Consider the following 14,478-nt stretch of genomic DNA (forward strand, 5'->3'; position numbering starts at 1 on the left):
GGCATGAAGCATTCTGTGAAACAACTGTTGGTGATTGTTGTGTCAGCCGGACTTTGGAGTTCGGCTGTCGCCGAAGAACTGCCCAAAGTGGCGATTGTGGGGGATTCCGCACTTGTGGATCTGGTGTATGCCCAGTTGAGTGCGGAAGAGAATTTCGAGTTGCTGGAGCGCGATAAGATCCGGCTGATTCTTAAGGAGCGGAAGTTGGCGGCCTGGAACAGTTCCGAGTTGATTCGGCAAATTCCGCATGCGGATATCTTAGTGGCGTTTGAACCGGCTAATGCTGCGGCGAAACGTGTGATCATCTTCAATGTCCGGAACAGCTATAGGATGGCGGATTTCCCGTTGCCCGACAATACGGAACAGGCTGCCGTTGCCACCGTTGCCCGACTGCGAAAAAGCATGACCGGTCAAATCCGCCCGGCGACGCTGACCCTGGGGATTGTCCGGATCGTGGATTCAGGGGTGCCGCAGCGCTATCAGGGGAAAATCGACGAGTTTGCCTCTGCTTTGGAACAAGCCATGGGAAAAGCCGAATGGATTGTTGTTCTGGAACGGAATCATTTGGAACAAGTCAACCGGGAGCGGGAAATTTCCCGGGAACATTTCCCGTTGACTCCGTCTGCCTGCCTGATCGGATTGGAATTTACGCCGGGAAAACGCCCGGAAATCACACATTGTACCGTGCGGCTGATTGACCGGAATGGCAAAGTTTTGGAAAAAATCCATGCGGAGAATGTGTTTGAGGATATTCCTGAGAGCGTGCGCAAACTGATCCCTGTGATTCAGCAGAAAGCACTGAAAGTTGTCGAGGAGAAAAATCGTGCAATCCAAGCTGGAGCCAGAACGAAAGCAGCAGTTGCCGAACATGAACAGCAGGAAGAAGCGAAACGCTACTATGAAACCTATCTGAGGCTCTGTTCCAGCAGATATCAGGAAGCGCGGGAGGCTTTGGAGGCTGCGATTGCTCTGGCCCCGGACAATCAGAGGTATCGCGCTGCACATCTCAGGCTCGGCTGGGAGAAAAGTCCGGAAGATCCGGCTGAATACCTTCAATATCAACAGGAACGTCTGGAAGAAATGCGGCGTTATGAGCGCAATACGAAAGGCCAATCGTATTTTGCTTCGGATTCGTATTTCCCGTTGTTTGCCCGGCCTTTTCCGAAAGAATTCAACAGGGAACGGGAATATGTGGGCAACCGAAACCCCACAGAGGCGGAGTGGCTGGCGGAGATGAATCTGGCGGAGGAAGTTCGGGAATTTTTCTGGAAAGCCGGTATGACGCGTCTGAAAGGGACAGAGCCGGCAAATCTGTGTGAACTCTATTACTATCTCGGCCTGATTGAGCGTATTTATCTGGCAGAGCAGCTTTATGTGGATTTTGAATCTTACAAGCTGGCGGTCAGAAAGGGGGTTCGGATGGGAATTGAGGCAGTTGAACGTTATGTGAACCAATATGGGCACGCAGAAACGATGAAACAACGCAGGAAGTTTGAGAATCTCGCCTGCCCGCTATATGACCGGAAGTTATTCGAAGCGGATCCGGAAGGCGCTGTTTCAACCCTTGAAATGGCGAAACGCTCGCCGCAGCAGGCGATCCGGAAATATGCGATGGTACTGGAATTTGCGTGGCGTATCAGGCAACTCTCCCCCGATACTCCGGAGAGTTACCGGCGTGTTGTGGAAGCATGTTATCTGGAATACCGCAAGCAATTTAAACAGAATCCAAATTTATTTCCCTGGATCTCTGGTATGCCACAGATTCAGAGAGAAGTCCTGGAGCGAATCCTGGAAGAAATGGAAGAAAAATTCTGGTATCTTGCTCCTGAACGGTAAGATATTTTTCCGGCATATGATGAAAATCTTTCGATTCCTGTTTCCGGGATAGCGATGTATCCACTGGTTTATAATTTGCAATAATTGGTTTTTGTGTTTTATTAATGACAGATGAGGAGTTCCCCAAATGCGGGAAATAAAAAGAGGAGAATCTGTCATGAAAAGCAAACCGTCATCGGAAACGCCGTGGTTGACCGCGGACACTCGCAAATTCGTCAAAGCACTGGAAAAGCAGGGCGGGCCGCCGCTGTACAAGCTGGCGATTCCGGATGCGCGCCAGGTATTGCTGGATGCCCAGTCCGGCAAGATCAAGGCCCCGGCCGTCGAATCCGAAGATTTGAAAATTCCGCTGGGGAGCGGTTCGGTCGGCGTACGGCTGGTCCGGCCCGAAAAAGCCGGAGGAACGCTGCCGCTGATCTGTTATTTTCACGGCGGAGGCTGGATTCTCGGCAACCGCGATACCCACGACCGGCTGGTCCGGGAGCTTTGCGCCGGAACCGGCGCAGCGGTGGCGTTTGTCGAATATACACCGTCCCCGGAGGCGGAATACCCGGTCCCGCTCAAACAGGCTTTCGCGGTGTTGCAATATCTGGCCGTCCACGCCGGTGAGCTGAAACTCGATCCGGAGCGGATCGCGGTCGCGGGCGACAGTGTCGGCGGCAATATGGCCGCAGCGATGACCCTGATCAGCAAGGCGAAGAAAGGGCCGAAAATCATTTTCCAGGCTCTGTTCTATCCGGTTACGAATGCGAAATTCGACACCGATTCCTACCGGAAGTTTGCGGAAGGGCCGTGGCTGACCCGCCGGGCGATGAAGTGGTTCTGGAACGCTTACGCGCCGGACCGCCGTTCCCGCAATGAAATCACCGCGTCGCCGTTGCGTGCTTCGCTGAAGGATTTGGCGGGGTTGCCTCCGGCTCTGGTCATCACGGCCCAGAATGACGTGCTGCGTGACGAAGGGGAGGCATACGCCCAGAAATTGATGGAAGCCGGCGTCGAAGTCACGGCGTTGCGCTGCAACGGCACGATCCATGACTTCATGATGCTGAATGCGTTGGCGGAATCCGCTCCGGCGCGTCTCGCGGTTTCTGTAGCCTGTGATGCGTTGCGGAATGCTTTCCGGCAATGAATTCCTCTGGAGAAAATCAGAGATAATGGGGATTTCGTTCCGGCAGGAGCGAAATCCCGGTATTGCATGCCGGTCACACCGGGATCAGCCGATGAAATCCAGCTCCGTTTCAAGCATGGTTGGGCGGCTGAAGTCGAAGCTGCGCACTTCCCGCCGTCCATCCCGCCAGTGGATCGTCAGTTCGAGCACGCCGGCGCCACGGAGGCGCTCGGTGCGGCGGAAAGCTCCGGCACCGGGAAAGAGGCGCGGGCCGGGGCGTTCCACTGGCCGCTGTACTCTCCGCCGGGGCCTTTGACCCGGACACCGCAGAGTTCGGCAAGATCGCCGCCGTTCCACAAGGCGAGGGCGTTCCATTCGCCTCATTTCCGAATTCTTCAAAAACACCGCATCCGGTCAACGTACCGACTGCCGCCAAAGCGGTAAAGAGAAGATAAATTTTTTTCATGACTATCAATCCTTTTTATTTTACGTTCCAGAAAATCACGAGCGGCGGCTTCCGCACGTCGTTCCTCCGTGATTTTCGCTCCGCTTTCATCCCGCAGGATCATTGCCTTGCGTTTGTGATCCTTCGTCGTATACTGGAGCAAGTAGACTCCATTTTCTTTATATACCCGTCCAGTTCCTCGTACACGTCGTTTCTGCTTCATTGCTACCTCCGTATTGGTTGGTGTTGAGTTTTCCCGTCATGGGGAGGCATGGTCAAAGCTTTCTTTTTCATTTCTTGCTTCCTTCTGTGACACGCAACGGTTTTCCGGTATCGGGCAATGACGGGAAATAACATCCGGTTCAGGAGAACACAGTACAGGCCTTTTCGTGTTTTGTGATAATGCAAACCCTTTGGAACGAATTATTTTTAATATTCGATATCGCACTCAATTCCTGTTGTAAAAAAACTGGACGCCCGTTCGGTTCTCCTTTCGGGTTCCTGTTGATTTGATAACGATATCAAATCGCGTTGTTCCAATTATGAACCGGAAAGTCCGAAATGTCAGTACCCCGATTGAAAAAATCCACTTCTTATTCCGGTCTGGAGCGCAATTCCGGTATGGGCTGCATGATGGAGGGGAATGGAAAATTTTAACGGAAATCCGAACTATTTGCGATATCCCGCTTGACACTCCCGATTTTCCGGTCTATTATTGAATAAGGTCCGCCTGAAAGCGGGCTGAAAGTAAGTTTTTTGAAACAGGAAGAGCAGCATCATGGAGTCTATTGCATCCCGCAGAAAACAGCTTTTCGATTTGATCGTCGCGAACGAGGCCTACGGCATTCAGCGCCGGGCCGAACCGATCGTGAAATTTGAACTCGGCGAGGAGCGGGCCGCCAACGCCGGGCTTCGCCATCTTTCCGGCTGGTTCGACCGCCCTCATCCGGACGGGCAGCCGTTGCGCGAGGAGTCGGATTTCACCGCCCAGAAGATCGCGCTGGCGCTGGCCCGCTACCGGGAACGGCTCGAAGAAGATACTGTGGCGGCGGTGCGCCGCTTTTTTACGCAGTTTGATTTTTCCAGCACCAATCCCGCCGAGAATCAGCTGGTGCGGTTTCGCGCGGCACGGCTGGTGGCGGGAAAACAGTTTCCGGATGCGGTATTTCCGGCGTTCGGGAACCGTTCCGGCGCGGAGCTTGCCGCTGAGGATGCGGCGTTCCTGAAGGAATTTATCCGTTCGCGCGCCCGTCGCGGCCGGGGTGAGGCGGATTCTTCGCGCTGTCTGGTTTCGATCTGGCAGAGTCTGTTGCTCTGTTTTGATCATGCGCAGGATGAGGAGCTTTCCCGCCTGGCCGGGAATATGATGAATCTTCTGCTGGCCGGATTTTTCCAGAAATCGCCGGACGGCTGCTGCGGCGGAGCGCAGGGGCGGATCGGCACCGCCGAGGCGCTGGACCATGCCGCCGCCGGAATGTATGCGCTCGGCTATCTTTACGGCGGCGTGGGCTGCCCCGAGCTGATCCGGGAATGTCTGGTCGATGCGGTGCTGTCGAAGTTTGAGCCGCTGCCGGAGGTGGCCGCGGTCGCGCTTTGGAAGCCGGACGGCGAAGCGGTGATCCGCGAGAGCGGCGAGGGCAGGGCGCAGTACACGCTGCGCAGCGCCGATTATGTGATCGGTTCGATCGTCCGGCAGGAGCGCCGTCCCGAAGTCAGCGACGGCCAGCATGACTGGGATATGACCTTGCGCGGCGGTTCCACCCGCAGCCGGATTTTCAGTCATCATCCCGGCAATGCCGACGGCCACGGGTGCTGGACCGGCGATGCGGGATGCGGCTGCGCCCAATTCTTCCAGAACCGTTCGGCGGTGCTGGCGCTGTATCATATTCCGGCGGATCAGCCGTGCCGCTACATTCATGCGTACCTGCCGAAAATGGAGTTTCTGGATGTGGTGGAAACCCCTGAAATCATCTTCGTTTCGACGCCCGGCGCGTATGCGGCTTTGATCCTGACGACTCCGTGGCGGTGGACCGGCGGTTACGAGTACCAGGACCGCGAAATCGTATGCGACGGAACTGTGAACGGTGTGATCTGCGAAGTGGCGGAGGCCTCCCGCTATCAGAGCTTTGCGGAATTTCAGGCGGAAATTCAGGAGAATACCTGGTGCCTCGATCGCGACCATCTGCGGCTGACTTATGTTTCGAAGCAGTGCGGAGCGATGGAGCTGCGGGCCGACGGCTCCCGCTGGCAGGACGGGATTCCGGTAAGTGCGGATTACCCGTTGATCGATTCGCCGCTGATTCACTCCGACTGGGATTCCGGCGAAGTAACACTGACCGTACCCGGCTTTGCGCCGCTCATACTGACATTTTAGAGAAGCGGCCGGAACTTCGTTTCAGCAGGAGCGAAATCCCGGATGGCGGTACTTGACCGCAAAAAAACGCCCGGCGGATTTCCGTCGGGCGTTTGGTGTTTCCAGAGGGCGGAACTATTCGTCCAGTTCCTTCAGGGCGGCCTTGCGGCTCAGCCGGATCTTGCCGGAAGGATCGATGTCGATCACCTTGACCGTCACGAACTGGCCTTCTTCGCAGATATCGGTGACTTTGTTGACGCGGTAGTCCGCCATCTCGGAGATGTGGAGCAGACCGTCCACGCCCGGCAGGATTTCGACGAACGCGCCGAAATCGCGAACGGTCACGACCTTGCCGCGGTAGATCTTGCCGATTTCGGCTTCCGCGGTGCTGCCGAGGATGCGTTCCTTAGCGGCTTCGAGGTGCTCCTTGTCCGGGGCCATGATCTTCACGTTGCCGTCGTCGTCGATATCGATGCTGGTGCCGGTTTCTTCGGTGATCGCGCGGATGTTCTTGCCGCCGGGGCCGATCAGGGCGCCGATCTTTTCCGGATTGATCTGGATCACTTCGAGACGCGGCGCACGGCTGCTGATCTCTTCGCGCGGCTTGGCGATGCACGCCTCCATCACGTCGAGGATCTTCATCCGGGCGATCCGGTTGCGCTCCATGCCTTCGCAGAGCAGGTCGATCGGAATGCCGGGCAGCTTCAGGTCGAGCTGGAAGCCGGTGATGCCGTCACGGGTGCCGCAGACCTTGAAGTCCATATCGCCGAAGTGGTCTTCCGCACCGATGATGTCGGTGAGCAGCAGCCGCTCGCCGTTGTCCCCGGTCACGAGGCCGCAGCTGATGCCGGCCACCGGGGCGGAGATCGGCACGCCCGCATCCATCAGCGCGAGAGTCGCGCCGCAGACGGAAGCCATCGAGGTCGAACCGTTGGAGCTCATGATTTCGGAGACGCAGCGAACCACGTACGGAAAATCCTTCGGCACGACCTTGGAGACCGAACGCTCCGCGAGATTGCCGTGACCGATTTCACGACGGCCGGGGCCGGTGATGCGGCCGACTTCGCCGACGCTGAAATTCGGGAAATTGTAGTGCAGATAGAAACGCTTCTTGGTGATGCCGGTTTCGCTGGTCAGGTCGTCGGCTTCCTGCGCGTCCTTTTCGTTGCCGAGGGTCGCGAGCACCAGCGCCTGGGTTTCGCCGCGCGAGAAGAGCGCGCTGCCGTGAACCACGGGGAGCACGCCGACTTCGGCGGAGAGCGGCCGGATTTCGGTGGTCGAACGGCCGTCCGGACGGAACTGCTTCTGCAGAATCACGTTACGGGTGACGGTGCGAACCAGGTCGTCGAAGCCCTTCGCGGTCTCAAGGCCGAACTGGGTGTCGCTCATATCGGCGAACTGTTCGCGCAGCGCCTTGCGGGCGTCGTCGCGCAGCGCATCCATCGCGACCATGCGGTCTTCCTTGCCCGGGATGGTGCAGACCGCTTCGATGCGGTCGGCGCAGAAGGCTTCGATGCCCTTCATCAGGGCTTCCGGAACCGGATAGAGCTTATATTCCTTTTTGGCGCGGCCGGCCTTTTTCGCCAGCTCGATCTGCGCGTCACACTGTTTTTTCACTGCCTCGTTGGCGAGGTACATCGCCTCCTTCATCTGCGCTTCGCTGACGAAATCGGCTTCGCCTTCGATCATGATGACCTGGTCGGGCCGGCCGGCGTAGATGAGTTCGAGCTTGCTCTGCTCCATCTGGGCGCGGGTCGGGTTGATCACGAACTGACCGTCGACAAGACCGACGCGCACCGCGCCGATCGGCCCTTGGAACGGCAGGTCGGAGAGCATCAGACTGGCGGAGGCGCCGACCATCGCGAGCACATCCGGCTCATTCACGCCGTCGGCGGACAGCAGAACGCTGGAAATCTGCACTTCATCGAAGAAGTAGTCGGGGAAGAGCGGCCGGATGGGGCGGTCGATCATGCGGCAGGTCAGGATCTCCTTGGTGGAGGGACGGCCTTCGCGCTTGATGTAGCCGCCGGGGAACTTGCCCGCCGCGGAATACTTTTCGCGGTAATCGACCTGCAGCGGGAAAAAGTCGGTGCCTTCGCGCGGCGCGCCGGAGCAGGCGGCGGTCAGGACAATGGTGTCGCCGAGGCGGACCAGACAGGAGCCGTTGGCGAGTTTGGCGACTTTACCGGTGGAAATTTCCATGGTGCGTTCGCCGTCGAACTGAAAAACGATTTTTTCTTCAGCCATGATGTTGTTCGTCCTTTCAAAACGAATGTTTGATTCAGGAAAAGAACGACTCCGGACGGCTGAAAACGGAACGGGAAAATTCCCGCCGCCGTGTTCCGCATGACTCGCGGAATCCCGGTATCAGCTCCCGGACAATCCTGCCCGGACGCTGATAGCGACCGAATTCCACCAATCAAGTCAATCCCGGAATCGCCTTTTTCCATAAAATTAAAATAATATACCCCGTGGAACCGGAAAAAACAAGTATTGAACGGAGTACATCATGATTTTTTAAGAAAGATACCGATTTTTCCTCCGCCACCTTGAAACAGTTTGACGGGAGGAGTATTTTAGAATGCGGAAGTTTACGGCGCGGTCAAGAAAGAATCGTTTCCAAATGTTGAATGCTGCAAAAGAGTTTTTGAAACGCGCGTTTCATCATGACGGCGTGCGCCGCTACGGGGCGAACACTTTATGGTTGATGGCGGAGAAGGTCATAAGGCTGGCCGTCGGTTTTTCCGTAGGAGTCTATGTCGCGCGCAGCCTGGGGCCGACGCAGTATGGGCTGCTGAATTATGCGATCAGTTATGTCGCGATTTTTTCCGTGATTTCCACGCTCGGCCTCGATCAGATCGTCCTCCGGGAACTGGTCAGGCATCCCGAACAGTCTGACCGGCTTCTGGGGACAACCTTTGGATTGCGTCTGGCCGGGACCGGCATTATGCTGACGCTGCTGGCATTCTCCCTGTTTTTTCATCCCGCCGGAGGAGGGCTGATTGCGATTATCGGCGCCGGATACTGCTGTTCCGCTTTTCAGGTAATTGAATTTTACTTTCAGTCGAAGGTGCGGAGCAAGTATATCGCCCTCTCCCAGATCATCGCCCTGCTGGTGGTTTCCGGTTGTAAAATCTGGGCGGCCGGGCAGGGGGCAGCCTTGTACTGGTTCGCCGGGATCGAAGCATTCTATATGGTTCTGATGTTTCTCATCTATCTTGTCTTTTTCCAATCGCGGGAGGGGGATTGCCGCAACTGGCGGTTTGACTCTCGCATTGCACGCGCCATTCTGACCGACTCCTGGCCGTATTTGCTCACTTCGATCGCAGGCATGGGATATTTGCGGATCGATCAATTGATGCTGAGATATATGCAGGGAGATGCGGCGGTTGGCTGTTACTCCGTGGCGATGCGGCTGGTGGAGCTGCTCTATGTGATTCCGACCATTCTGGGAAATTCATTTCTGCCGGCGGTCATTCAGGCGGTCGGCTGTTCCAGAGAAACCTATCGCGTGCGGCTGTTGGGATTTCTTTCACTGATGTTTTATGTCGGCCTGACGCTTTCCGTTCTGCCGATGCTGGCGGCCGGACTGATCACGGTGGTTTACGGGGCGGCTTACGCTCCGGCAGTACCGGTGTTCCTGATCGGTCTATGGCGCGTGTTGTTCTGCTCCATGGGGGTTGCGTCGGGCGGTTATCTGCTCAATCAGAATCTGCAGCGTTATTCAATGCTTTTCGCCTGGATCGGGTTTGCTTTTAATATTGGAATGAATTATATTCTGATCTCGCGGTTGGGAGAGGTGGGCGCCGCCGTTGCTGCGGTATTGTCCGGTGGGGTGATTGTTTATGGACTGCCATGCTGTTTTACACCGACCCGTGGATTATTCCGGCTTTTGGTTCGGGCGCTGAATCCACTGTGGATCAGACGCGGGTGGAAAGAAATAAACCGGAGAGAAATATGAATAGTTGGCTGAAACGGTTCTGTTATAATCGATTTCGCGGAATGTGGGCCCAGGGAAAAGATGGATATTTGCACGATACCGGCTGGTTTCGGAGCTTTCAGGAACGGCAGGCTGTTGATCTATCCGGTCAACCAGTGCCATGGCTGGGCTATCCGTTTGTCGAATTTCTCTCCAAACGCTTGTCGCCGGCAATGCAGATGTTTGAATTTGGGTGCGGAAATGGAACGCTTTATTGGGCTGGACGTGTCGGGAATATTGTAAGTTGCGAGCACAATCGTGCTTGGTTCGATAAAATTTCTCCGCGTTTGCCTGATAACGCGCAGGTAATATGGGCTCCGGATGGGCCGGAATATGAAGCGACCATTTTAAATACCGGGAAGCGTTATCATTTGGTTTTGGTTGACGGTATCCGTCGCGAAGAAGCTGCGGCAACGGCACTGGAAGCACTGACTTCAGACGGGGTTATGATTCTTGATGACAGTTTTCGCAGTGAATATCGACCGATTTTCGAGCGAATGCAATTTGCCGGATTCCGAAAACTTGAAATCAGCGGGGCTGCGCCTATTCACAATAATTATGATGAAACTACCGTTTTCTATCGGGATGGCAACTGTTTGGGAATTTGAAACTGCATTATGAGAATCGTAATTTTGAACCGTTGGTTTTCCGAGAGAATGGGATATGCAGATGCGTCATTGGCACATGAATATTCAATGGCCGGGCATGAGGTCTTTCTGGTAACTTCCAATGCGCAGCCGTATTTTGACAGCCCGGACTATTGTGATATTTACGAAAAGTTCAATGGGCCGCCATTGACGGAATGCTGCTGGAAGCCACACGATAATTATACCCTGATCCGGCTGCCGATCTGTGCATGGCCCTACAAGTACAGTTTTCGCAATCTATCTGCCACATTGAAGAAGATCAAGCCGGATATTGTACAGACTTTTGACCTGCTTGCCCCTTATAATATCCAGGCGGCGCTTTTCTGCAAATTTCACAAGGCGTGTTTTTTCAGTGGAAATCATGTGGTCAATTCGGTATTTTCTCCTGCACGAGGCGGGATGAGCTTGCTGCGCAGGATCAAATGGAATTATTGGATGCCATGGATCGGCGGTATTTTCTACCGCAATTTCTGTGAAAAAAACTATGCCGCCACAATTGATGGTTTTGAAATCAACCGACGCTTTTTCGGAGTGCCGGATACCTGCAATGTATTGTGTGAATTGGGGGTCGACACCCGTTTGTTTTACCCGGATCCGGTTGCGGGTGCCGCCAAACGGCGGGAGTTGGGGGTGACGGACTCGGAATTGCTGGTTCTTTACTCCGGGCGCTTCAATGAAGGAAAGAATCCGTTCGTATTGGCTGAAGCGGTGCGGATTGCCCGTCAGCGCGGTGTGAATTGCCGGGGATTCTTTATCGGCAATGGCTCGGAAGAGGCAATCCGGCATTTGGCCGGAGTCGAGGGGTGTACGGTATTGCCGTTTGTGGAAAGTTCCAAGCTGCCGGATTTTTACCGCGCTGCCGATATTGCCGTCTGGCCCCGGCAGGAGTCCACAAGCATGTTGGATGCCGCCGCCACCGGAACGCCGATTGTGGTCAGCGATCGGGTGCTGGCGCATGAGCGGTATGAGGGGAACGGATTGACCTATCGCGAAAACGATCCGGTCAGTCTGGCGGAGGCCCTGCAGACTTTGGCCGATCCGGAGCTGCGCCGCACATTGGGCGAACACGGCACGGAAAAGATGCTTACCCGGTTCAGTTGGAAAGCGATTGCGATGCGGCGGCTTCAGGACTATGGCGAAAGCCTGGCGCGGCGGCGGTGAGAATCAGTTCGTGCCGCCGAAATGTTCAAGAATCGCGGTCACTGTTTTTTCCGCAGCGTCCCCGGTTCCGTAGGCCTGCAATGGAGTCGCCGGTGACTTCGCTTCACGGACTGCCGAGAGAATGGCGGCGGTGTCGGCGCCGGTCAGATGGTTCCAGCCGCTCACGACAGTTTCATCCCACTCTGTTTCGTTCCGCAAAGTAATGCAGGGCACGCAATGAAACGCCGCCTCTTTCTGAATACCGCCGGAATCGGTCAGAATACATGAAGCATGTTTCTCAAGTTTGACCATATCCAGAAAAGAGAGTGGCTCCGACAGCAGCAATCCGGGGGTTTTCCGCAACTGCGAAGCGATTCCGGCATTTTCCAGCCGGATGCGGGTACGCGGGTGCAACGGGAGAATCAGCGGAAATTCCGGCGACGCCAACTCCTGCAGCGCGGTAAAAATGGCGGCCAGACGCAATGGATCGTCTGTGTTTTCCGCCCGATGAACCGTGGCCAGCCGGAAATTGCCGGAACGCAGATTGAACCGCCCAAGTACTCCGGAATACTGTTCAGCCAATCCTCCGAAGCACAATGCGGCATCGTACATCACATCGCCGACCTCACATGCCCGGTCGGCCAGACCTTCCCGCTGAAGATTCAACAGGGCGGAGCGGGTCGGGTAAAGCAGCAGACTGGAGGCATGGTCGGTCAGAATCCGGTTCAACTCTTCCGGCATCGCCTGATTGAAACTGCGCAGCCCCGCTTCCACATGGATGACGGGGATATGCAACTTGGCGGCCGCCAGCGCTCCGGCCAGAGTCGAGTTGGTATCGCCATAAACCAGCAGTGCGTCCGGAAGTTCGCTCAACAGGATTTTTTCGATCTCGATCAACATGGTGCCGGTCATTTCAGCGTGGGTCATACCGCCGCAATTCAGCCGGAATGACGGTTCTGGAATCTCAAGCTGACGGAAAAAGATTTCGCTCATATCGGGATCGTAATGCTGACCGGTATGGAGAATCTGCTCCGTAATCAGCGTACTCCCGGACATGGCGTTGCGACGCAGAATCGCCCGGCTGACCATGGCGGCCTTGATGAACTGGGGACGGGCCCCGACGATCGTCAGAAGTTTCATGGCCTGTGCTCCCGGCGGAAATGGCGATAGCTGTATTCCGCATTGCCCAATTCCGCAGGAAGCGGCGCTTCCTCATCCAGATCAAGGCAGCGGCAATGCCCATCGATGACCCGATAACGCAAACCGCTTTCCGGACAGGTCATCAACCCGGAACTGTCCGGCTCCATGCGATGTCCATGACGGCTCATCCAGCCCGAAAAACGGGCGGGGCATCCGGCGACCAGCGCATAATCCGGCACATCCCGTGTAACGGTGCTTCCGGCTGCAATGAAGGCATAACGGCCGATCGTAACACCGCAGACGATCGTGGCATTGGCTCCGACTGTGGCGCCGCGGCGGAGAAGAATGGATTCATAAAGGGCGTGGCGGTTGATCTGTGAACGCGGGTTCGTCACGTTGGTCAGGACGGCTGAGGGGCCGAGAAACACATCGTCTTCAACAATGGTTCCGGCATAGATCGATACATTGTTCTGCACTTTGACGTGATCGCCGAGCCGGACGTTGTCAGCAATGAAAGTGTTCTGCCCCAGAATGCAATCTTTCCCGATTTCTGCTCCGGAGCAGACGTGGGCGAAGTGCCAGACCTTCGAGCCGGCGCCGATGCTGGCCCCCGGATCAATGACGGCGGTCGGATGTTGGTAAAAGTTCATGGCCTTTTCCTGTCAGTATGAGAGCATTTCCATCAGGCGAATACCGCTGAGCACGTCTTCACGGGAGGGAAACATCTCCCAGCGCTCTTCGGCAAGATAGCGGTAGAGCTGGTCATGTCCCTTCCCGTAGATATGGTCCAGCGTAAAATCCATATCCGGCCGGGCAAGATCGCGGACGTTCCAGAAATCAATCCGGTTCAGATTGGTGCCGGAGAGGCGGATCGTCCCGTTTTCTGCGATCAGGGTGAACTCGGTCTGATAGTTTTTCTCGAAAACATCCACGGTTGCATTCAGCGAGCCGACAATGCCGTTCCGGAAGCGCATCGTTGCAGAAACCGCGTCGAACACTTCCAGATTGCGCCGGCAGCCGCCTATCCCCTTGCTTTCGGCAATCTCTCCGAAGAGGTAATGCAGCAGGTCAACGTAATGGCTGGCCTGAGTATAGAGTACGCCGCCGTCGAATTCGCGCGTGCCATGCCAGTCGATGGAGAAATAGTCGTTATCTCTGTTCCACAACACATTGCAGATAAACTGGTAAAGTTTTCCGAGCCGGCCGCTGTCGACCAGCTCTTTCAGCAGGATAACCAATGGATTGTAACGATTCTGGTAGATCGGCAGCAGCCGTTTCCCGGTCCGGTCGATCCGGCTGAACAGGTGGTACGCCTCCCGCATCGTCAGTGAAATCGGCTTTTCGCAGAGAATGCCGCCGACTCCGGTAGATTCGGCAATGGCGGCAGCGTGTTCCGGATGATTGCCCGAAGGAGTCAGTACGGCGGCGAAATCCACAGGAGGCAGTTTGCGGAAATCCGTAGTCCAGGGCACGGAAAGCTCCTCCGCGCATTTTCTGGCACGTTCCGGAAGGATATCGCAAACGGCTGCGATCTCGACTCCTTCTGTTGCCTGAATGGCTTCGATATGTCGGCGTGAGATGCGTCCGCATCCCACCAGTGCTATGGTTTTCATCAGAATTCTCCTTATGCTCCGTCGGATCCCGGAGGCCTTTCGGGGCCGCCGCGCATTTCATCCTGTCAGCGCCCCGCCGGCTGAATTATTTTTTATTTGGAAATATATGCTGTTTGTAGTAAAATTACAAGCCTTTGACCGGATGGCTACATTGATTTTTGTTTGACAGATAGTATTGTATTAGGAAAACAGGAAAAACACACCGGGATAACAACAT

The 14,478-nt window shown here is 55.7% G+C and carries 12 protein-coding genes; 6 read left to right on the top strand and 6 right to left on the bottom strand.

Annotation, left to right across the window (positions count from 1 at the left end; all coding sequences use genetic code 11):
- Window positions 1-3 precede the first annotated feature (3 nt).
- Window positions 4-1,836 carry a hypothetical protein gene (locus tag C8D82_RS02585; protein ID WP_133245027.1) on the top strand — a complete coding sequence of 611 codons (1,833 nt, stop codon included), beginning with the start codon at window positions 4-6 and terminating at the stop codon, window positions 1,834-1,836.
- Window positions 1,837-1,993: 157 nt separating this feature from the next.
- On the top strand, window positions 1,994-2,965 hold the full coding sequence (locus C8D82_RS02590) for an alpha/beta hydrolase (protein WP_206212454.1): 972 nt from the start codon (window positions 1,994-1,996) through the stop codon (window positions 2,963-2,965).
- Window positions 2,966-3,049: 84 nt separating this feature from the next.
- Here the strand turns inward: C8D82_RS02590 and C8D82_RS20980 are convergent, their stop codons facing one another.
- Together C8D82_RS20980 and C8D82_RS20515 are read right to left on the bottom strand one after the other, a co-directional pair.
- Window positions 3,050-3,229, bottom strand: a complete 180-nt coding sequence (locus tag C8D82_RS20980; RefSeq protein ID WP_116882710.1) for a hypothetical protein — start codon at window positions 3,227-3,229, stop codon at window positions 3,050-3,052.
- Window positions 3,230-3,339: 110 nt separating this feature from the next.
- Window positions 3,340-3,612 carry a hypothetical protein gene (locus C8D82_RS20515; RefSeq protein ID WP_133245028.1) on the bottom strand — a complete coding sequence of 91 codons (273 nt, stop codon included), beginning with the start codon at window positions 3,610-3,612 and terminating at the stop codon, window positions 3,340-3,342.
- A 555-nt stretch (window positions 3,613-4,167) separates the two neighbouring features.
- Between C8D82_RS20515 and C8D82_RS02600 the strand changes: the two genes are divergently transcribed.
- Window positions 4,168-5,763 carry a hypothetical protein gene (locus C8D82_RS02600; protein WP_116882711.1) on the top strand — a complete coding sequence of 532 codons (1,596 nt, stop codon included), beginning with the start codon at window positions 4,168-4,170 and terminating at the stop codon, window positions 5,761-5,763.
- Window positions 5,764-5,877: 114 nt separating this feature from the next.
- Here the strand turns inward: C8D82_RS02600 and C8D82_RS02605 are convergent, their stop codons facing one another.
- Window positions 5,878-7,989 (bottom strand): polyribonucleotide nucleotidyltransferase, encoded by a 2,112-nt coding sequence (locus C8D82_RS02605; protein WP_116882712.1) that lies wholly within the window; start codon window positions 7,987-7,989, stop codon window positions 5,878-5,880.
- A 376-nt stretch (window positions 7,990-8,365) separates the two neighbouring features.
- Here C8D82_RS02605 and C8D82_RS02610 point away from each other — a divergent pair, with 376 nt between their 5' ends.
- The 3 genes from C8D82_RS02610 to C8D82_RS20985 all read left to right on the top strand — a co-directional run bounded on the left by C8D82_RS02610 (window position 8,366) and on the right by C8D82_RS20985 (window position 11,529).
- Complete coding sequence (locus C8D82_RS02610; RefSeq protein ID WP_165832789.1) at window positions 8,366-9,703, top strand: flippase; 1,338 nt, start codon at window positions 8,366-8,368, stop codon at window positions 9,701-9,703.
- A complete protein-coding gene (locus C8D82_RS02615; RefSeq protein WP_116882714.1) occupies window positions 9,700-10,329 on the top strand; it encodes an FkbM family methyltransferase in 630 nt (209 codons plus the stop codon). Before C8D82_RS02610 ends, C8D82_RS02615 begins: the two co-directional genes overlap by 4 nt.
- Before the next feature lie 474 nt (window positions 10,330-10,803).
- On the top strand, window positions 10,804-11,529 hold the full coding sequence (locus C8D82_RS20985; protein ID WP_165832790.1) for a glycosyltransferase family 4 protein: 726 nt from the start codon (window positions 10,804-10,806) through the stop codon (window positions 11,527-11,529).
- Between the two features lie 3 nt (window positions 11,530-11,532).
- Here the strand turns inward: C8D82_RS20985 and wecB are convergent, their stop codons facing one another.
- The 3 genes from wecB to C8D82_RS02635 are packed head-to-tail and all read right to left on the bottom strand — an operon-like array spanning window position 11,533 to window position 14,261.
- The gene (wecB, locus tag C8D82_RS02625; protein ID WP_116882716.1) at window positions 11,533-12,648 is read right to left on the bottom strand and encodes a non-hydrolyzing UDP-N-acetylglucosamine 2-epimerase; all 1,116 of its coding nucleotides are present in this window, start codon (window positions 12,646-12,648) and stop codon (window positions 11,533-11,535) included.
- Window positions 12,645-13,298 (bottom strand): acyltransferase, encoded by a 654-nt coding sequence (locus C8D82_RS02630; protein ID WP_116882717.1) that lies wholly within the window; start codon window positions 13,296-13,298, stop codon window positions 12,645-12,647. The genes wecB and C8D82_RS02630 overlap by 4 nt, the downstream gene beginning before the upstream one ends.
- Window positions 13,299-13,310: 12 nt before the next feature.
- A complete protein-coding gene (locus C8D82_RS02635) occupies window positions 13,311-14,261 on the bottom strand; it encodes a Gfo/Idh/MocA family protein (protein WP_116882718.1) in 951 nt (316 codons plus the stop codon).
- Window positions 14,262-14,478: the final 217 nt, after the last annotated feature.

Source organism: Victivallis vadensis (genome assembly GCF_003096415.1).
Lineage (GTDB): Bacteria > Verrucomicrobiota > Lentisphaeria > Victivallales > Victivallaceae > Victivallis > Victivallis vadensis.